Annotated in this window: 22 protein-coding genes; 18 read left to right on the forward strand and 4 right to left on the reverse strand. The window is 41.5% G+C overall.

Annotated elements, in window-relative coordinates; translation table 11 throughout:
• Positions 1-17: 17 nt before the first annotated feature.
• The 10 genes from GZH31_RS18495 (at position 18) to GZH31_RS18540 (ending at position 9,948) form a co-directional block, all read left to right on the forward strand.
• Entirely contained in the window at positions 18-338 is a 321-nt protein-coding gene (locus GZH31_RS18495) for a DUF962 domain-containing protein (RefSeq protein ID WP_036972220.1), read from the forward strand.
• Positions 339-347: 9 nt separating this feature from the next.
• On the forward strand, positions 348-1,097 hold the full coding sequence (locus tag GZH31_RS18500; protein WP_374027201.1) for a class II aldolase/adducin family protein: 750 nt from the start codon (positions 348-350) through the stop codon (positions 1,095-1,097).
• Positions 1,098-1,106: 9 nt separating this feature from the next.
• The gene (locus GZH31_RS18505; protein ID WP_074988739.1) at positions 1,107-1,994 is read left to right on the forward strand and encodes a bile acid:sodium symporter family protein; all 888 of its coding nucleotides are present in this window, start codon (positions 1,107-1,109) and stop codon (positions 1,992-1,994) included.
• 138 nt (positions 1,995-2,132) lie between these two features.
• A complete protein-coding gene (locus tag GZH31_RS18510; RefSeq protein WP_065978986.1) occupies positions 2,133-3,086 on the forward strand; it encodes an SPFH domain-containing protein in 954 nt (317 codons plus the stop codon).
• A gap of 8 nt (positions 3,087-3,094) precedes the next feature.
• Positions 3,095-3,547 (forward strand): NfeD family protein, encoded by a 453-nt coding sequence (locus tag GZH31_RS18515; protein WP_036972229.1) that lies wholly within the window; start codon positions 3,095-3,097, stop codon positions 3,545-3,547.
• A gap of 83 nt (positions 3,548-3,630) precedes the next feature.
• Complete coding sequence (locus GZH31_RS18520) at positions 3,631-4,467, forward strand: patatin family protein (protein WP_036972231.1); 837 nt, start codon at positions 3,631-3,633, stop codon at positions 4,465-4,467.
• An 88-nt stretch (positions 4,468-4,555) separates the two neighbouring features.
• The gene (locus GZH31_RS18525) at positions 4,556-6,754 is read left to right on the forward strand and encodes a carbohydrate-binding family V/XII (RefSeq protein ID WP_180311682.1); all 2,199 of its coding nucleotides are present in this window, start codon (positions 4,556-4,558) and stop codon (positions 6,752-6,754) included.
• Between the two features lie 252 nt (positions 6,755-7,006).
• Entirely contained in the window at positions 7,007-8,632 is a 1,626-nt protein-coding gene (locus GZH31_RS18530) for a methyl-accepting chemotaxis protein (protein WP_065978983.1), read from the forward strand.
• A gap of 36 nt (positions 8,633-8,668) precedes the next feature.
• A complete protein-coding gene (locus tag GZH31_RS18535) occupies positions 8,669-9,481 on the forward strand; it encodes a hypothetical protein (RefSeq protein WP_180311683.1) in 813 nt (270 codons plus the stop codon).
• Positions 9,478-9,948, forward strand: coding sequence for a DM13 domain-containing protein (locus tag GZH31_RS18540; protein WP_180311684.1), 471 nt, complete (start codon positions 9,478-9,480; stop codon positions 9,946-9,948). Before GZH31_RS18535 ends, GZH31_RS18540 begins: the two co-directional genes overlap by 4 nt.
• 95 nt (positions 9,949-10,043) lie before the next feature.
• On the opposite strand, the gene ahpF is transcribed toward GZH31_RS18540, so the two are convergent.
• The 4 genes from ahpF to GZH31_RS18560 all read right to left on the reverse strand — a co-directional run bounded on the left by ahpF (position 10,044) and on the right by GZH31_RS18560 (position 14,113).
• Positions 10,044-11,624, reverse strand: coding sequence for an alkyl hydroperoxide reductase subunit F (ahpF, locus tag GZH31_RS18545; RefSeq protein ID WP_180311685.1), 1,581 nt, complete (start codon positions 11,622-11,624; stop codon positions 10,044-10,046).
• 166 nt (positions 11,625-11,790) lie between these two features.
• A complete protein-coding gene (gene ahpC / locus GZH31_RS18550) occupies positions 11,791-12,360 on the reverse strand; it encodes an alkyl hydroperoxide reductase subunit C (RefSeq protein ID WP_036972239.1) in 570 nt (189 codons plus the stop codon).
• A gap of 205 nt (positions 12,361-12,565) precedes the next feature.
• The gene (locus GZH31_RS18555) at positions 12,566-13,069 is read right to left on the reverse strand and encodes a 2,4'-dihydroxyacetophenone dioxygenase family protein (protein ID WP_036972241.1); all 504 of its coding nucleotides are present in this window, start codon (positions 13,067-13,069) and stop codon (positions 12,566-12,568) included.
• 42 nt (positions 13,070-13,111) lie between these two features.
• Positions 13,112-14,113: an NAD(P)-dependent oxidoreductase gene (locus GZH31_RS18560; RefSeq protein ID WP_180311686.1), complete on the reverse strand. Its 1,002-nt coding sequence runs from the start codon at positions 14,111-14,113 to the stop codon at positions 13,112-13,114.
• A 149-nt stretch (positions 14,114-14,262) separates the two neighbouring features.
• Between GZH31_RS18560 and GZH31_RS18565 the strand changes: the two genes are divergently transcribed.
• The 8 genes from GZH31_RS18565 to GZH31_RS18600 all read left to right on the forward strand — a co-directional run bounded on the left by GZH31_RS18565 (position 14,263) and on the right by GZH31_RS18600 (position 20,471).
• Positions 14,263-15,285: an AraC family transcriptional regulator gene (locus GZH31_RS18565; protein WP_180311687.1), complete on the forward strand. Its 1,023-nt coding sequence runs from the start codon at positions 14,263-14,265 to the stop codon at positions 15,283-15,285.
• A gap of 81 nt (positions 15,286-15,366) precedes the next feature.
• Positions 15,367-15,801: an SDR family NAD(P)-dependent oxidoreductase gene (locus GZH31_RS18570; RefSeq protein ID WP_180311688.1), complete on the forward strand. Its 435-nt coding sequence runs from the start codon at positions 15,367-15,369 to the stop codon at positions 15,799-15,801.
• On the forward strand, positions 15,788-16,195 hold the full coding sequence (locus tag GZH31_RS18575; protein ID WP_180311689.1) for a hypothetical protein: 408 nt from the start codon (positions 15,788-15,790) through the stop codon (positions 16,193-16,195). The genes GZH31_RS18570 and GZH31_RS18575 overlap by 14 nt, the downstream gene beginning before the upstream one ends.
• Positions 16,179-17,714, forward strand: a complete 1,536-nt coding sequence (locus GZH31_RS18580; RefSeq protein WP_180311690.1) for an AMP-binding protein — start codon at positions 16,179-16,181, stop codon at positions 17,712-17,714. The genes GZH31_RS18575 and GZH31_RS18580 overlap by 17 nt, the downstream gene beginning before the upstream one ends.
• A gap of 114 nt (positions 17,715-17,828) precedes the next feature.
• Entirely contained in the window at positions 17,829-18,248 is a 420-nt protein-coding gene (locus tag GZH31_RS18585; RefSeq protein WP_118845246.1) for a DUF3429 domain-containing protein, read from the forward strand.
• A 54-nt stretch (positions 18,249-18,302) separates the two neighbouring features.
• Positions 18,303-18,674: a hypothetical protein gene (locus tag GZH31_RS18590; protein WP_036972250.1), complete on the forward strand. Its 372-nt coding sequence runs from the start codon at positions 18,303-18,305 to the stop codon at positions 18,672-18,674.
• Between the two features lie 4 nt (positions 18,675-18,678).
• On the forward strand, positions 18,679-19,479 hold the full coding sequence (locus GZH31_RS18595) for a class I SAM-dependent methyltransferase (RefSeq protein ID WP_180311691.1): 801 nt from the start codon (positions 18,679-18,681) through the stop codon (positions 19,477-19,479).
• Positions 19,480-19,481: 2 nt separating this feature from the next.
• Complete coding sequence (locus GZH31_RS18600) at positions 19,482-20,471, forward strand: Gfo/Idh/MocA family protein (RefSeq protein WP_180311692.1); 990 nt, start codon at positions 19,482-19,484, stop codon at positions 20,469-20,471.
• Positions 20,472-20,483 lie beyond the last annotated feature (12 nt).

The raw sequence follows: 20,483 nt of genomic DNA on the forward strand, positions 1-20,483 counted from the left end.
ACAACGGAGAAAGTATTATGGGCACTGTAGCCAGTAAACGTGAATTCACAAGCTTCAAAGAGTTTTACCCCTATTATCTTCAAGAGCATAAAAATAAAGTCTGCCGACGCTTACACTTCGTTGGTAGCTGGTTAGTGTTAGCTATTTTGTTCGCTGCTTTATACCAACAGCACTATAGTTGGTTGCTGTTATGCCCTGTTGTTGGATATGGGTTTGCTTGGATTGGTCATTTCTTTTTTGAAAAAAACCGCCCAGCCACTTTTACCCATCCTTTTTATAGCTTTATTGGTGACTGGGTTATGTTTAAAGACATTATCGTTCGTAAAGTGCCATTCTAGGAAATCATCATGACCATGAAACATTCAGTCTCAGAACAAGAATGGCATGCACGTGTAGAACTTGCAGCTGCCTACCGCCTCGTTGCTTTATATGGTTGGGATGACCTAATTTTTACGCATATATCAATGCGCGTACCAGGTACTGAAAACGAGTTTTTAATAAACCCCTATGGCATGATGTTTCACGAAATCACAGCATCAAGCTTAATAAAAGTTGATCAACAATGTAATAAGCTGCACGACAGTGAATACCCCGTCAACCCTGCGGGCTTTAATATTCACAGTTGTATACATATGGCACGTGAAGATGCTCATTGCGTTATTCACACTCACTCATTAAATGGCACAGCAGTGTCTGCGAATAAAGACGGCTTACTGCCCATATCACAGCAAGCTGTGGTTGTTCACTCAGGTCTCAGTTATCACGATTATGAAGGAATAGCACTTAATCCCGCGGAGCAAAGTCGCTTGGTTAATGATTTAGGTAACAATCACTTTTTAATGTTGCGTAATCACGGCCTGTTAACCGTGGGCAGCACCGTTGCCGACGCCTTTTTGTTTATGTATATATTTGAAGCGGCCTGCGCTGTTCAAACCCGTACGACCCAAAATACAGAACACTTAGTACAGGTTCCTAAAGCCATTGTTGATGGCATAAAAGGACAAACAGAAACCGCAACCAAAGGACTTGGCGGTGCAATTGCTTGGCCTGCTCTGCTGCGCTTATTAGATTCTAAAAGTCCAGGCTACGACCAATAAGGACATACCATGCAAATAGATATTTTGACTAAAGTAGTGCTGCCATTAGCACTGTTTATCATTATGTTTGGTATGGGCTTAGGACTCAAAAAGAAGGATTTTGGGGCTTTATTCTTAAGCCCCAAAGCACTGATTTTAGGCCTAACTTGCCAAATGTTATTGCTCCCTATGGTGGCTTTTTTACTTGCCATGGGTTTAAAGCTTCCTTCTGAGCTTGCGATTGGCTTAATTTTAGTCGCATGTTGTCCAGGCGGCGTAACATCTAATTTATATACTTATCTATTTAAAGGTGACCTGGCCCTATCGATTAGTTTAACCACTTTAGCAACCTTTATATCCCCCTTTACTTTGCCGTTTATTGTACACTTTGCTATGTCATCATTTAGTGTGCCGGGGAATGAATTCACGTTACCAATAGTAAAAACGATTATACAAATGCTGGCTATTACCTTATTGCCTGTCACTATTGGTATGCTATTCAACAACCTTAAACCCCACCTTAGCAGTAAAATTGAACCATTAATTCGCCGACTTTCGAGCGTATTTTTAGTCATTATTGTCGTGGCAATTATTCATAAAAATGCTGATCTAATGTTTAGTTTTTTTGCCACCAGCGGCCTTGCTACACTTACCTTAAACCTAACCACACTGATGCTAGGGCTATTCTTTGCCAAAATATCCGGATTATCGCAGCCTCAGCAAATGAGTATTGCAATCGAAGTTGGATTGCAAAATGGTACGCTTGCTATTTTAATTGCTAGCACCCTCATAAATAATCCCACGATGGCCATACCCGGTGCGACATACAGCTTATTTATGTTTCTAACAGGGTATATTTTTTGTTACCTATTTAGCGCCCATAGCAATAGACAAGCACGGCTCATAAAAAACGTTTAATACTCCCTCAACAGCCAGCCACTCACAACTGAGTGTGGTGCTGGCTGTTCATTTAACAAATTTATGGCGCGACATGCTTCCCAGTGATAATGTAGTTATTGGAAAAAAAATAACATTAACAGTCTCTAAGGAAAGTACATGGATCCCCTATCGCAAATTTTCGATTTACTATTGAATGTCGAAGTTTTTATTCTAATTTTCATTTTAGTGCTATTGAAAAGTAGCGTTAAATTCGTGCCTCAAAACCGTGCTTGGTTAATAGAACGGTTTGGTAAATACCAATCAACAAAAGAAGCCGGCCTTAACTTTATTGTGCCATTTATTGACCGCATAGCCGCTGATCGTAGTTTAAAAGAACAAGCACAAGATGTGCCTTCACAGTCAGCTATCACGAAGGATAATATTTCATTGATTGTTGATGGCGTATTGTATTTCCGAGTGTTAGACCCCTACAAAGCAACCTATGGCGTAGATGATTATGTGTTCGCAGTAACTCAGCTTTCACAAACAACAATGCGTTCTGAGCTCGGTAAAATGGAGCTTGATAAAACATTTGAAGAGCGCGACCTATTAAACACCAATATCGTATCAGCCATTAACCAAGCTGCTGAGCCTTGGGGTATTCAGGTTTTACGCTACGAAATTAAAGATATTGTTCCTCCTCAATCCGTTATGGAAGCAATGGAAGCTCAAATGAAAGCTGAACGTGTAAAGCGTGCACAAATATTAGAGTCTGAAGGTGATAGACAAGCAAATATCAACGTTGCAGAAGGTAAAAAACAAGCGCAAGTTCTCGCCGCAGAAGCCGATAAAGCAGAGCAAATATTACGAGCCGAAGGTGAAGCAAAAGCCATTATTGCAGTAGCAGAAGCCCAAGCAGATGCATTGCGCAAGGTTGGTGAAGCAGCCGATACCGAGCAAGGTCAAAAAGCAATTCAGCTTGATCTTGCAACCAAAGCCATTGCGGCAAAAGAAGCTATTGCGCGTGAATCATCAGTGGTATTACTCCCTGATAGCGGCACCGATGCCAGTTCATTAGTAGCACAAGGCATGTCTATTATTAACTCTTTGAACCAAAAACAAAAAAGTTAGGTTTCCCTATGGCATTTTTAGATACTTATTTAGCCGAAACACTGATGATTTTAGGTGTGCTTGCGCTAATTATTGAAGTTGCAGTGCTTGGAATGAGCACCTATGTGTTACTTTTTTTAGGTTTGTCTTTATTTGCCAGTGGTCTACTGATGAATATTGGCTTGCTTGATAGCAACTACACTACTGCACTGTGGAGCAATATTGTGTTTACCCTTGGTTTTGCCGTGGTGCTTTGGCAACCACTCAAACGTTTGCAAGATAAAACAGACACTAAACCATTGCACAATGACTTTGCCGACATCACCTTTGTTATTAATTCAGATGTTGATGACAGAGGTTTAACGACACATCCATACTCTGGTATCCAATGGCAGCTCAAAAGCCATACCCCTATTGCAGCAGGTAGTACTGTTAAAGTAACAGAAAAGCAAGTAGGCGTGCTCTGGGTTGAAGCAATTTAATACTTAGAGCCAAAACTCTATTTTGTTTTGTAATCGTGTTTGCTATGGTTTAGTAAACACGATTACAAGGGAAATGGAATACAATGACACAGAACAAAGCGCTGGTTGTAGAAGGCGGCGCAATGCGTGGTATTTTTGCCACAGGCGTACTAGATGCTTTTTTAAAAGCCAGTTATCAGCCGTTTCAACAGTGTTATGGCGTGTCTGCTGGCGCTACCAATATCGCCGCGTATTTATGCTCACAATATAAACGAAACCATGCCGTAATCACCGATTATTCATGTCGCCCCGAATTTATAAATTTTATCCGTTTTGCTAAAGGTGGCCACCTGTTTGATTTAGATTGGTTGTGGCAAGAAACTATTCGGGATATACGCCTCGATTTAGATACATTCAATAATCAAGCGAGTGAGTTTTACATTGTCGCAACCAATATCAAAACCGGTCACGCAGAGTATTTAAAAGCAAATGCTCAATTAATGGAAGAGCAACTTAAAGCATCATGCGCTTTACCCATTGCCTATCGGCACTATCCCGTTATTAATGATATTCAACTGACCGACGGCGGTGTTGCAGACTCAATCCCCGTGCAAAAAGCATATGAAATGGGTAATAAAGATATCACGGTCGTTTTATCGCAACCGCTGGGTTATAAAAAGAAACCTGCAAAAGCCCCTTGGCTCGTTAAGCGGTTATACAAAGACACGCCTGCCCTTGCTGAAGCAACGTTGCGCCGAGCAAATAACTATAATCAAAGCATTGATTTTATTATGAACCCACCTAATGACTGCAACATAAATATCATTGCCCCACCTCCACAGTTTGCTGTTGGGCGAACAACAAAGTCATTTGCAAAATTATCAGCGGGCTATGACATGGGGGTCGATGCGGGGGCGCAATTTGTTGCTCAGCATTGTTGATATAATTGTGCGATAAACGGAACAAATTTAACGCAGTTTTTTCTTGCTGAGCTACACTTATCTGACGTGTATTCGACAAGGATTGAACATGAAACATGACGCGCCTTTTTATCGTTTTTTCAAGTTATTCATTTTATTTAGCAGTGTAATATACTGCTTTCCTAGCAGTGCGATTGAGTGGCCTCAAAAAGTGCATACGACTGAGGGCACTTTGATTGTTTATCAGCCGCAACCAGAAAAGTTAATTGGCAATGCGCTTACTGCCAGAGCAGCCATGTCATTTACACAAAACAAAGAGCCCATATTTGGTGTTTTTTGGTTTACCGCAAAAATTGATACCGACAGAGAAAACGATAGCGTCACCGTACGCGATATGAGCGTCATTGATGTGCGTTGGCCAGAATCTAAAGATGCGGGAGAACAAACCTTTACCACCGTCGTAAACCAAGCGATTAAAACCAGTCAATTTAATACCTCGCTGTCGCAACTGACCGCCAGTTTAGAAAACGCAGAAGTTGCAGAGCAAAGCTTAGCGCAATTAAAAACAGACCCTCCGATCATTATTTTTAAAGACAAAATTGCGGTGTTATTAAGCTTTGACGGTGAACCTAAATTTAGTGCTATCAAAGACACACACTATGAACGTGCATTAAATACAGCGATGACCGTTATTAAAGATACAAAAAACAAATCGCTTTACCTAACCGATGGGCACTTTTGGTATCAGGCAAAACAAGCAAAAGGCCCTTATAAACATACCCAATCTGTGCCTGCTGATTTAGCAAACATGCTCCCCAAAAACACAAGTACATCATCACTTTCATCCCCGCCTGAGATTGTTGTTGCTACCAAGCCCACTGAGCTTGTAGTAACCGATGGCGAAGCCAAATGGAAGAGCCTAAGTGGTGGAGAATTAATGTACGTGTTTAATACAGAAACTCCGTGGCTAAGAGAAATGCAAACCAATAACATGTATGTATTGCTTTCTGGACGTTGGTTTAGGGCGCAACAACACACTGGCCCTTGGGCATTTGTACGAGCAGACGAGCTGCCTCAAAGCTTCGCAAATATCCCACCAGAATCAGACCTTGGTGGCTTACGTGACTCTGTCGCGGGCACCGAAGAGGCAAATGAAGCGGTGCTTGATGCAAAAGTGCCACAAACAGCAGCGATCAGTCGTAAAGACGCGCGTTTGACCGTGTATTATGATGGTAAGCCTAAATTTGAGCGCATTCCTGGAACTAACGTGTCGTACGCCATCAATACCGATGCACAAGTGCTACAAATAAAAGGAAAATATTATGCTGTCGATAACGCAGTATGGTTTAAAGCTGATTCAGCGCAAGGTCCGTGGTTAGTGGCTGACAGCATTCCAAAAAATGAAATCGCCAAAATCCCACCCAGTTCACCCGTTTATAACCTTACCTATGTCGAGATTTATGAATCAACCCCAGACGTTGTGTACACAGGTTACTACCCGGGTTATGTATGGTCTTATCCTTATTACGGCGCGCCTGTTTATGGCACTGGGTGGTATTACCCACCATATTGGGGAGGTGGTTACTATTACCCTAGGCCGTCAACATGGGGCTTTAATATTGGCTATAACAACTGGACTGGCTGGTCGTTCGGCGTAAGTTGGAGCAATGGCTTTTTAAGCTTAGGAATGAATTGGGATTTAGGTTGGCCCACACATTACCGTCCTTACCATTGCTGTAATGGTTGGTATGGCGGCGGCTACCGAGGCCCCGTAGTCATTAATACTGGTGATATAAACATTGGCAATAGCGTTAATATCAGCAATAAATTAAATAACCTTAACAACAAACGTCCGCTTCATAATATTTATAAACGCAGTCAAATAAAAACACGCCTAGCCTCAAAAACGCAGGTAAAGCGCGATTTAAAAACAGCCATCAGCCAGCGCGATAAAGCAAACAATATATTTGCCGATCGAAATGGGAATGTACTGAAACATGACGACGGAAAGTGGCAACAACGTGTTTCAGATAAGTGGCAAGATGTACCTAGCGATAAACAACAGCAAATTAAAGACCGCATACAAAATACTGACCGACAACATGTGCAGAATAAATTGCAAACCATTGATAAGAGTAAAGCTAAACACACTTTACAGCAGCGCCAGCAATCACATACTCAGCAAACAAATCGCATGCAACAGCTAAATCAAGCTAACCGTGCTCGCCAACTTGGCATGCAAAGGCAACAAATGCGCCGTAATTTACCTAAACAAATGCCGCGACAAATGCCCAACCGAGGTCACTAATAATACCCCCTTTAAAATGAAGCCTGATTTAATATTCGGGCTTCATTATTATTTAAAACTTAATAATTACACTCACAGAAAAATAAGCTGTTATAGACTCAAGCGTTTATGTGTAACGTTACACACAATGATGTAAATCAACTATTTGCACAAATTCAAGCAAAAGATAACTATAAACTATTGCAAAAACTTGCTTAAATACGTTTCTCTTATTAGCTTTAATACTAAGCCACTATAAAAGTTCATTTTATCATGTTAAATAACTACTCTGTTCGTTCTCGACTCGCTGTGTTAGCGCTCTTACCCGTGTCGATTTTTGTGATCACGTCTATTTTTACCATATCCATGATGCATAGCATGGTAAAAGGTATCGACAGCTTGTATGACGATCGCGTTGTGCCGCTAGAACAAATAAAAACAGTATCGGACAATTACGCCGTAAGTATTGTCGATTTATTTCATAAATACCGAGCAGAACAAATTTCTAAAACAGCATTTCTTCAGTCTGTAAACGAAGCCGAATCCTTAGCAGACAGTAAATGGCAGAGCTACTTAAGCACTAAACTCACCAGCGAAGAGCAACGCTTAGTCAACAATGTTGAAAAGAACTTAGACAATGTTAAATCAGAACTCGATACGCTTCTCACTGCGGTTAAAAATAATCAATTGAAGTCAATTCCAGACGATCAGTTTGTGAAAAGACTCTACGCTGTATTCGATCCCCTTAGCGAGAGTTATCAAGGGTTAATTGAATTACAACTATCAGAGGCTTATAAGTTTAAAAACACGGCAGACAAAAGCTTTGAAAAAGTCAGCATTGCCATGACGGCCTCCGTCATCATTCTCATCATTATTTTGCTAATTGTCGCTTTTATGATTTATCGCTCGATTCATAATCCATTACTTTCATTGAGTGGAACCATTGGCTCAATTTCTAAAAATGCAGATTTAACGCTCAGAGCGAAAACCCATGGTAACGATGAAATAGCCCAAGCAGCCAGCCATTTTAATGCCATGATGGAACGTATTCATACGCTAGTGAATGACGTAACAAGTGCAACACTCACTCTGTCTTCGGCGGCCGAAGAGATGAATTCAATTAGTGACCAAGTCGCCAGTACAGCCACGGAACAAGAGCACCAATCTGCAATGATAGCAACAGCAATTACGCAAATGAGTAGTGCGATTGAGCAAGTAGCAGCTAACGCACTTGCTACTTCAGAAAAAGCCTCACACACCGACAAAACAGCAAAAATGGGGCAGCAATCAGTTCAAGAAAACATTGATTCAATCAATCGTTTGTCACATATCGTTAATGCAAATACGCAGCTAATCAATGAACTTAATACCCAATCGACCGACATAAACCAAGTGGTGATGATGATCCAAGGTGTTGCTGAACAAACAAACTTACTGGCATTAAATGCAGCAATTGAGGCGGCACGTGCTGGCGAATCAGGGCGCGGCTTTGCGGTCGTTGCCGATGAAGTGAGGCAACTTGCGCACAATACACAAAAAGCGACAGCCAGTATTAATGAAATGATTAGTAAACTGCAATCAATGGCACAGCAAGCAGTTACAGCAATGGGCAATGCCGATGAAAGCGCCAAGCAAAGTGTTGAATTTGCTGAACGGTCATCGCAGTTGCTAATTGAAATAACACAAGAAATGGCACAAATCGCCGATATGAACAATCAAGTATCTACTGCAACGGATGAACAAACGACCGTTGCTAATGAACTCAGTTGTAATATTAATGAATTTAGTAGCAGTATTTCACTGGTCAGCGAAAGCTCACAACAAAATGCTCAAGCGAGCCAAGAGCTTGCATCGCTTGCTTCTCGATTACAACAGCAGGTACATGTTTTTAAAGTGTAAACGTAAACACAGTGCACTTAATAGAGAAATACACAGATGAATACCCTAAGACGTGTGTCTTTTATACTATGTGTCATGGTTAGTTTTGCAAATTATGCAGATGAGCAGCTTGTTATAAAACTTGCTCGGCCCGATTACCCTTTAGTTCAAAAAAATGAGTATATTCATGATGTTCTAGAAAAGAGCTTTGCAGTAATGAAAGTAGATGCCACCCTACTTTACAACGTTAAGCCTATGAATGATAAACGAATAGTAGAGCAGTTGACTCATAATAAAGCCGTTACATTAGCGTGGCTATCGCTCCCTGGCGAAATGCCTAACTCTTTGGTTAGAACAACTATTCCCTTGTACAAAGGCTTGCATGGAAAGCGTCTGCTAATTATTCGTGAAGGCGATGAAACGACTTTTCACAAAGTGAATAACCTTGACACTCTAAAACAGTTAATCGGATTACAACAACAGAGTTGGTACGATTACACGGTTATGAAAAACAATGGCTTAACTGTTAATGGGGATCTGGACTATTTAGGCATGATCAAAGCGCTAGAAACAGGTTTAGGCGATTACTTCCCGCGTTCGGTGTTGGCTATAGAATCTGAACTTGTCAAACTAAAGCAATTTCATTTGATCATTGAACCCTCTCTCATGCTGCAATATCCCAGCAATTACTACTTTTATTTAAGTAAAGAAAACCAACATATCGCGGATTTACTCGAGCAAGGAATGCAAAAACTTCAGCGTTCAGGTGAATTAGAGCGTATTTATTTGCACTATTTTGGCGACGTCGAAAAAAGGCTTAAACTCAAACAACGCCTTACCATTACACTTGAAAAAACGGCACTACAATGATTAAAAAGCTCATTCTCTTGCTTAGCTTTATTGCGATGTTTATTGCAGGCTTTATGGTGGGTATTTATACCTTACCTATTCTTACGGCGACACCAGCCCCCGCTATCACCACATTACAACAGCATGCTAACCGTGCTTTGTTTAAGGGTGAGTTTAAAACTGATCTACAAGGCTCTGACAGCCTGCATTATGGTGATGGGATGGTGTATTTAAGTAATGACGCAATCTCTATGCAAGGTAAACTTGCCCCTGGGCCTGATTATCAACTGTATTTATCTCACCAATTTATTGATAACGAAAAAGACTTCCTTTCCTATAAAGGCACAATGCAACGAATAGCCGAAGTACGCTCATTTAATGGCTTTAAAATACGTGTTCCGCAAGGCGTAAATATTAGCGAATACAACACCGTCATTATTTGGTGCGAAAGCTTTAATGAGTTCATTACCGCAGCGCGCTATCAATAAATAGTATGCAAAACAAAGCCGCCTTTGGAGAGGGCGGCTTTAAAGCGGCAGCTATGGGTGTTGAGCTGCCTAATCAAGAGTCTTTATTTATTCGTTTAGGCTGTATTTTCAGTGTGTTGAGCCTCATCACTGTTGCGGATTAAATAATCAAATGCACCTAAACTTGCCGTTGCACCACTGCCCATGGCAATAATGATTTGTTTAAACGGTGTTGTCGTGGCATCACCCGCAGCATACACACCGGGTAAAGAAGTCGCCCCTTTACTGTCGATTTCAATTTCACCAAAGCGAGTCAATGACACATCTGAGTCTTTTAACCACTCAGTGTTTGGTACTAAACCGATTTGAACGAAAATGCCAGCCAGTGCAAGTGACTTTTCATCGCCAGAGACACGATCAATGTAGCTTAAACCTGTTACTCGCTTGCCATCGCCGACAACTTCGGTTGTTTGCGCGTTTTTAATGATTGTGATGTTACTTAAGCTTTTCGCTTTACGAATAAGTACCTCATCTGCGCGTAATGTGTCAGCAAATTCAAGCACGGTGACATGCTCAACGATGTTAGCAAGGTCAATAGCTGCTTCAATGCCTGAGTTACCACCCCCGATCACTGCGACTGCTTTGCCTTTAAATAACGGGCCGTCGCAATGCGGGCAGTATGCAACACCATGGCCACGATACTCTTTCTCGCCCGGCACATTCATTTCACGCCAGCGGGCACCCGTTGCCAATACAACCGATTTGGCATTTAATACCGCACCATTTTCTAAGGTAATTTGATAATTATCCTGTTTAGTTAATGACGCAGCACGTTGGTTTTGCATCACATCAACACCGTATTCTTTAACGTGCTCTTCAAGTTGCGCAACTAACTTAGGGCCTTCAGTTGCTTTTACAGAGATAAAGTTCTCAATGGCTAATGTGTCTGCAACCTGACCACCAAATCGCTCTGCGACCACTCCCGTGTTTAAACCTTTACGCGCTGAGTAAATAGCCGCAGAAGCCCCCGCTGGGCCGCCCCCTACAACTAATACATCGAATAACGCTTTGTCGTTCAGCGCATCAGCCTGTCGTGCTGCAGCTTTAGTGTCTACTTTATTTAAAATGTCGGTTAAGTTCACAGCACCTTGGCTGAACAATTCACCATTTAAATAAACAGCCGGTACCGCCAGAATATTGCGCTCGTTCACTTCATCTTGGAACAAAGCACCATCAATCATTGTGGCCGTTATGTTCTGATTGTGCGCCGCCATTAAGTTAAGTGCTTGTACTACTTGCGGACACGTCTGACAGCTTAATGAAATATATACTTCGAAATTAAGCGGGCCAGTTAATGATTTAATTTGTTCAATTTCAGCGTGTGACGCTTTGCTTGGGTGGCCACCTGTGTGCAGTAATGCAAGAACCAAGCTAGTAAATTCGTGGCCCATTGGCACACCGGCAAAAATGATTTGCGTATTGTTTACAGGTGAAGACACCACCATTGAAGGACGACGTGCGCCTTGGTCTGGGTTGTCTCGCACCGAAAATTTGTCGCTTAACGATGCTAAATCAGTCGCTAAGTTTTTAAGTTCTGTTGATTTATTGCTGTCATCCAAGGCGATAAGCAGCTCAACAGGGCTGGTAATAGAAGCAAAGTGGCTTGCTAATTGGTTTTTGATATTTGTATCTAACATGGCTTAGCCCTTGAGTTCAGAATAAATAATCTCGAAAAATGACAGGATTAACTGCCCACCACCCGCTAATGTGCTTAATGTGTGTGAGTTGTGATGGGCAATTAATTTCGTATTACTCACTTAAGCGAAGCGTGGCTTCGCTTAAGCACTTACGTGCAGTCGCAATTTAGATTTTGCCAACTAAGTCTAGTGAAGGAGCCAATGTTTCTTCACCTGGCTGCCATGATGCAGGGCACACTTCACCGTCGTGGTTCGCGATGTATTGTGCAGCTTGTACTTTACGTACTAACTCTTTTGCACTGCGGCCGATACCTAAGTCATGAGTTTCGATCACTTTGATTTCACCTTCAGGGTTCATTACAAATGTACCGCGAAGAGCAAGACCTTCATCTTCGATCATCACACCGAAATTGCGTGTAATGCGACCTGTTGGGTCACCGATCATTGGGAATTTGATTTTACTAATCGTGTCAGATGTATCGTGCCATGCTTTGTGAGTAAAGTGAGTGTCTGTTGATACTGAGTAAACCTCTACGCCCATTTCTTGAAGTTGTGCGTAGTAGTCTGCAACGTCACCTAACTCTGTTGGACATACAAACGTAAAATCTGCTGGGTAGAAGAAGAAGATAGACCATTTACCTAGCACATCTTTTTCTGTTAGCTCTACAAACTCACCGTTGTGGTAAGCTGTTGCATTGAATGGTTGTAATTTTGTGTTGATTAATGAAGTGCTCATAGTTTTCCTCATTGATGTATTTAAAAGTTTAATTAACGCAGCCTTGCGTCTGCTTGATTAATACAATAGAGGTCTGAGCGATTAAAATAAAATTGATTGTTTAGATTAAATTGATTGATTTTTTAGATTTAAACATAAATTCTTTAAAAAGAATAAAGCCCTCAATCACTTACATGAATGAGGGCTTCTTTTCGTGGGAACGAAATTACTTATTAAAACCGTACAAACTCTTTGGTTTAATATATTTAGGTTCAAAACCTTGTTCTTTTGCAGCCGCTAACATGACTTGTTCAATCCAGCCTGCATCCATAATGTTCATGTAGTTACCATCGGGATCAAAATTAATGTTTGAGCCCATAACCACCATGAACGTATCAGTAACTTCGGTGTTTTCTTCAGGCACTTGGAATTGGTGAATAGAACCACCTGGTTCAAATAAATAGCTACCCGCTTTTTGCACATCATCTGGGTACTCTGTGTAATGCCAGCTACCAGACAAAGTATATAAATGTACAACACCAGTGTGAAAATGCTTTGGTAATACTGTACCGGGTTCAAATAAAACGCGTAATACCCATACCCCGTTTTCAGAATCAAGCATCAATGGGTAAATATGAACACCCGGTAATGCATTTTTTATAAGTTTTTCATCATTGGTATGAATCGTTAATAGAAAGTCTTGATGATTGATAATATCTGGTAATGCCATGTGTGTGTCCTCTTTTCACTTGCTTTAAATGTTGTTAATTGTTCAGTTAACTTTGACAGCAGGCTGTTCTGGAGCCGCTTTACAAAGTCCTTGCTCAAATGCCCATTGCAGTGCGTTCTGCATACCATGCTGCAAACTAAATTCAGGTTTATACCCTAACAAACGTTCTGCTTTTTCATTACTATAAGCGGCACTTTTACGGCTAAGCATGCGCATTGTCGACGGGTTAATATCTGTCGTTTTACCAACTAAGTGATAACACCACTCAATGAAGCCGGTCAGTTTCAATGCCAGCTTTAAATTAACAACCTTCACGTGCTGTTGACCCTGTGCCTGCGCTAAATAGTTAAAATACGTTTGATTTGTTACTTGTTCAGGCCCTGACAAATTAAAAATTTCGCCGCTAGCCTGCTCACTCATCGCACTTAAATAAATTCCTTTAACGAGGTCATCAATATAAACCGGCCCAAACATACCCTGTGGCACCATAAAGGTTCCTTTTGCAATTTCTTGCAAGGGGTAAGCTATCCATGGTTTTGACCCTGGACCATAGACATCGCCAGGCCGAATAATTGTTACATTCAACTTTTTACTGGCGTGATAACTTAAAGATAAGTGTTCACTCATCATTTTAGAATCGTTATAAGCACGCCCATCAGGGAGTAATGGTGCATCTTCGCTTATCGCTGTTTGCCAATCGCTGCCGTACACGGCCGTTGAAGAAATATGAATAAAGCGCATCACCGTGCCAGCATGTACTGCAGCATCAAGTAAATTTTTTGTCCAGCCGACGTTTGCTTGCCATGTTTGTTTGTAACTCAATGCGTTAGACACAATAGCCGCAGTGTGAATGACTAAATCGCAGTCTTTGATCAAGTGACTAAAGCTCGCTGGCTCACTTAAATTACCCGACACAATGTTAAATTCATCACACGGCATCAAGTCAACACCGCATACTTGTACGCCTCTATCTTTAAAATACTGCGCAAGTTTGCGACCAATAAAACCATTACCGCCACTTATAAAGACTTTTGTGTAATTCATTGCGTATTCCTATAAGCACTGTTAATGGCCTAATTTTAAATAGTAGACCATCATCGTTAATACATTGTTAAACTTTAATCGCTGTATTTACTTTACTTTTCACGCAATTTTTTTACTTTTTACGCCAGCGCACTAAAAAAGAGCACATTATGCCCCGTTCACCGCACACACCTGACCTAATTAGAGTATCGGCTCTACATGGATACATCGAAATAATTGAAAGCAAGCTCATTAACCCTGATGCACTATTATCGCGCGTTGGGTTAGACAGAAAACAATTACAAGAGCCCAACAACTTCATTCAGTATCAGCAATTAATCGAACTGCTAGAAATCACAGCAAAAGAGCTCGAGCTTCCTTATTTTGGGTTAGAACTTGGTCGCTGGCAGAGTTTGAACATACTCGGCTCGGTTGGGTATTTAATGGGTAACTGTGACAGCTTAGAAATGGCACTAAAAAACTTAACTAAGTATTATCATGTCCATCAAAATAGCGCCGATCTTTTGCTCGAAATCGGCCAAGATTACGTGAAACTGTCGTTTTTAGTACGCAGCAAACTGAAGGTCAGTGTGTATCATGGAGCCGATTTAGCATTAAGTGTTGGCGTTAACTTACTTAAACAGCTTACGGATGATCAGATAAAGTTACACCGCCTCGAGCTCCCTCATAGCGCCAATACGAATACCAGTGTTTATCGTCAAGCACTCGGGCAAGTGCCAGTGTTCAATTGTCCGCACACCGCGCTAATCTTTGACAGAAAATACCTAAAGCTGCCCATCAAGAACTCTGATAAACAACTATTTTCAATTTTGAGCCAACAACTTGGTCACCTTAATGACTCAATTTCTGATCACGTTGAAGTGTTAATAAAACAGTATTTATTACACGAACAATTTGGCGTTAACTTAATTGCTGAAAAACTGTCTATGAGTTCACGCAGCCTGCAAAGGCACTTAACTCAGCAAGGGACAACCTTTCGTGAGCTTGTTGATGACATACGCTGTAATCTTGCGCACCAGTACTTAACAGAATCAAGTTTAAGCTTGTCGAATATTTCAGATATTTTAAGCTTTTCGAACTACAGTGAATTTACCCGCGCATTTAAGCGTTGGTATGGCGTACCTCCGAAAGACTACCGTAAGTCATTACCGCATAATGGCGTAAAAAGTTAAAAATAGGTCGCTAAAAGCTAATTATTGCGTTAACAATTTATATATATTGATTCGCTAACTTCACTGATAAGCGGTCGTGCAATGATAAGAAGGGTGTTTATTACGGGTGCAAATTGTGGTTTAGGCTTTGAACTTGCTAAACAATACATAAAGCGTGGTGATGATGTCGCATTATTTGATATACGCTTTAGCCAGCAAAGTAAACATACGCTTAGAACACTGAGCGATGATTCTCAATACATTGAATTTTTTGCTGTTGATATGGCCGATACGCAAACGTTGGCTGTTCAAGTTAACAATGCGGTCGTGGCCATTGGTGAGCCTGAGGTTGCGATATACTGCCCCAGCACTACCAGCACTAGGAATATCGAGTCTTTAGCAAAGCACTCTGACACTAACAATGATTGTAGCCAACAAGCTAATATCATTCGCACTCTTAACTTTAGCGCCTTAATTCGTCAGTACCTCACCATGAATAGCCACCTTGCACTTATCACTTCACATGACCCCTTTTGAATACGTGCAAGATCAACGTATTGCTGACGATGTAATCTTGAACTTTGCCAAAACACAACGCCAAGAATTAAAACCGGATGGCATTAAAGTCAGTGTAATTTATGCACCAGAGACCCCCTATTTAAGTGAATGTGACCAACACAACTGTGCACACACAAACACTAAAATCATCAATAAAGTAAGTCGTTACTTAACACAAGACCGTCGCGTCACCAGACTGATGCGTGGGTTAGATAAGCAAAAATTTATGGTGATACTCGGCTTTCAATCTAGACTATCTTATAGCTTAAGCCGTTATTTACCTGCTTGGATGATGACCCCTGTAATGAAGCGCATCATCAAACACTCTAATAAGAACAATATGCTAAGGAGTCCGAATGAACACACACGATAATCTCACACAGCTAATTGACCATACCTGTCAAACTTATGCTGACTTACCAGCCTACAACAGTGCAGGTAAAACATTAACTTTTAGTGATGTAGAGCAGCAATCTCGCTATTTGGCACAATGGTTTCAACAACACAGCGGCCTGCAAGTAGGTGACCGTATTGCGATTCAGTTACCCAATATTGTCGACTACCCTATCGTCACCTATGCAGCTCTTCGCGCTGGTTTAATTGTTGTAAACACCAACCCACTTTACACAGCAAGAGAAATGCTGCACCAATTCAATGATGCGGGAGTTAAAGCGATTGTGCTCCTCGACGGCTTAGCAGATAAACTCACGACTATCATTGACCAAACATCCATTAATACCGTCATAGTGACCGCAGCGGTTGGCTTGCCAGCAATCAAAGGCACACAACTCTCTCTCCCTGAGCTTATTGAGCAAGGTGAACAACTAGCCCCCCTTAAAGCACACAACGCAAACCGCGATGATATAGCGGTACTTCAATACACAGGTGGAACCACTGGGGTTGCCAAAGCAGCCATGCTTAGTCACGGTAATATTTTAGCCAACGCAGAACAAATGAATGAGCGTTTTGCTGAGATCATGCAGCCAGGCCAAGAAACGGGAATTTGTCCGTTGCCGCTCTATCACATCTACGCATTCACCGTGAATATGATTGGCTTATTCGCGATGGGTCAGTTTAACGTACTGATCCCGAATCCTCGTGATTTAGATGCTTTAGTTAAACAAGTAGAGCCTCACACCATTAATTACTTTTCAGGAATTAATACGCTATTTATTGGTTTATGTATGCATCCAGGCTTTAAAGCGCTTGATTTTTCACAATTAAAAATGACCGTTTCCGGAGGAGCTGCGCTGACCCATGCTGCTGCAGATGCATGGATGAAGGTCACTGGCTGCACAATTACTGAAGGGTATGGATTGTCAGAAACATCACCCGTTGCGACCTTAAATGATTTCAAGAAAGAAGAAATCGGCAGTATCGGCCGCCCATTGTCTAATACCGTTGTAGAGATTTGGGATGAGAACGATCAGCCTGTGGCTGAAGGTCAATCAGGTGAAATTGTTGTGAAAGGCCCACAAGTCATGATGGGCTATTGGCAACGCCAAGATGAAACAGATAAGTGTATGAAAGGTGGTTTTTTCAAAACCGGTGACGTGGGATTACAACTGCCAAGTGGTAATTACAAAATAGTCGACCGTTTGAAAGACATGATTATTGTCTCTGGATTTAATGTCTACCCTAACGAGGTTGAAAACGTACTTTGTCAGCATCCAGCCATTTGTGAAGCGGCTGTGATTGGCGCTCAAGACGAAAAAACAGGTGAGCGAGTGTGTGCCTACATCACTTTAAAAGAGCCAATTGATGAGCAACAAGTAACAGACTATTGCCGTGAAAACTTAAGTGCTTATAAAGTACCCAAGTCGATTATTTTTATGGAAGAATTGCCCAAGTCAACGGTTGGCAAAATATTGCGTCGTGAATTACGTAAATAATAAAGCGATCGTTTTAGGCGCTTAACTGGTATAAAATACAACGAGTTTGATTAAAAGAAAAAGCATACCCGCAGGTATGCTTTTACTTATTTTATGTCGGTTTAAAAGGCAATTATGGAAAAGTTCATCAATCACATTCAACTTGGTTACTTAGGTCTACTTCCGTTTTTAGGCTGCGTAGGCTGGCCGCTGATCACGGGCAGTAGTGCCATTAATTTAGAATTTTTCACTTTCTACAGCATAGCAATTTTGGCATTTATGGCCGGTAATTTATGGCATGCGGGCCAGCAAACTTATGCCGATGCCATCAAAGCCGTTTTGCCTATTATACCTATTGCCTTTTTGAGCTTTCTACCGCCAGCATGGATTCTGGCTTGGCTCGCAGCCAGCTTTTGGCTGGTGTTATTATTTGAAAAGAGCACACCTCAATGGCAAAACTACCACATTGACTATCAAAAAATGCGCTTTGTACTTACCGGCGTGGTGTTTGTCTGCCATATATTTGTAATTGGTATTAGCGTCTATCCTGAGTAGCCCTTTCAGTGTGTTTGCGGTAACATCCGCGGCTCAGTTGTTTAAGGACTTGGTATGATAGATCAACTACGCGCTAAACTAGACCATCTTGGTGAGAACTACGTTGAAAAAGGTGCACACTTTAAAATTAAGGTGATCCCTTTTTTTTGTGCAATCCACATAAAGAAAGATCATAAAAATCAGGGGCTCATCACCTTTTACTCGAATCAACTTATCGAAATATTCTTAGCCGTTATGTTTTTATTGTTTGGCTTAATGCTCTTCGATACTGATGCAGGATTTACGCACGGCCCTATTCATATTGTGATTGCGGTGCTGTTAAGTTTTAACCTCATCTTAAAGCAAATCGCTATTGAGGGTTTAAAAACACGTTTAGCCTTGTGCCCTAAACTAGAAAATAGCGACCTCGCTGAGCAAGGTCACTGAGTCCATGTTTTTGGATCCAACGTGGCATATTTTAACGGTCGGTGATGGCGATTTATCGTTTTCGCATGCCATTGCCAAGCATGTAAAACCAGCACAGCTTACTGCTTCAACCTATGATGCAGCACAGACAATAGAACAGAAATACGCCGACAACGCCCTTTCACAACTGCGTACGTTAGGTATTCGTGTGCTCACAGAGTTTGATGTAACGAAACCCAGTGCTTGGCAACGCCTTGACCAACAACGTTTTGATGTGGTTATTTTTCAATTTCCACTCATTCCTGCATTCAAAGGTGAAGCCGCCTTTAAAGCACAAACAGGCTCTGGAAGCATGAATGTGCTGAATCGCGCATTGCTTTATCAATACTTAAAATATGCGCATCGCTTTGCACTTGATAAAAACGGCCCTATGCTGTGTTTTATTACTTCAAAAGACGTTAAACCTTACCGAGAATGGAACATTGAAGGGAGTTTAAACCAAGGTTTACCGTGTCATTATATTGGCCAAATGCCGTTTGATATTAGCCGTTTCCCAGGTTACAAAATTCGCAACGTCGACCGTGATAAGCATGTAAAAGACACCAGCGGCATCACGTATGTGTTTAGCAGTAAAAAAGACAACGACATCTGCTCATTGCTAACGATTCCCCCATACTTGGGTGAAAAACACTGTGCATTGTGTCGTGTGGGTCCCTACATGGCAAAAGAAGACGAAGACAAACATTTGCGCAGCAAAAAACACCTGCAAATGGAAAAGTTTGAACAAGACTGGCAGGCTTGGCTTGCACTTAATAGCGAGGAGTAAACATGAAATTTGTCATTGTGGGTACTAATTTTATCAGCGACACTTTTTTAGACGCAGCAACCCATGTTGAAGAATTCGATTTATACGGTGTATGTTCTCGTGAAGAGAGCACTGCTCGTTCGTTTTTAGCTAAACATACCAGCAATAATGCCAAAGTTTTCACGAGTATCGACGAAGTGTGCCACGATAATCAGGTTGAAGCTGTTTACATTGCTGCGCCAAATAGTCTGCATAAACACTACGCGGTTATGTGTTTAGCCGCAGGCAAACATGTACTGGGTGAAAAACCATCAGCGGCAAATAGTACTGAGTTAAATGAAATTATTCTCGCGGCAAAAAAGCATCAGCACCTGTATATGGAAGCGATGATGACCACTCACCTGCCTAATTTCGCCATTCTTAAACACGCACTTACCAAAATAGGCACGCCGCGCAAGTATATAGGTCAATATAGTCAGTACTCTTCGCGTTACGACAAATACAAAAATGGGGACAGACCCAATACCTTTTTGCCTGAATTTGCTAACGGCGCTTTGGTTGATTTAGGGATCTATCCTTTGTATGTTTTGTTAGCTCTTTGGGGCGCCCCACAGAGTGTGCAAGCTAGTGGAGTTTTGCTGGAAACTGGGGTTGATGGTGCGGGTGATGTACTATTAAATTATGCAGATAAACAAGCAGTTATTAGTTATTCTAAAATTTCTCAAGGCGACAACTTTACCGAAATTCAAGGTGAAAAAGGCCGCATTAGAATCGAAGCGGTTTCTTTGTTAAAACGTATGCAGTTTATTGGTAATGATGGCACGGTTGAAGAACTTGCTCAGCCATTTGACGAGCATTTTATGCGCTATGAAGTAAGTCACTTTATAGCAGCAGCCAAAGCCGGACACATTGAGTCTGCTGTAAACACACACACCTTATCAAAACAGGTTATGGGCGTGCTGGATACAGCGAGAGCTCAATTAGGTGTCGTGTATCCTGCTGATAATGGCTAATAAGTCCTGAGG

Source organism: Pseudoalteromonas sp. JSTW (assembly GCF_013423925.1).
Taxonomy (GTDB): Bacteria; Pseudomonadota; Gammaproteobacteria; order Enterobacterales; family Alteromonadaceae; genus Pseudoalteromonas; species Pseudoalteromonas lipolytica.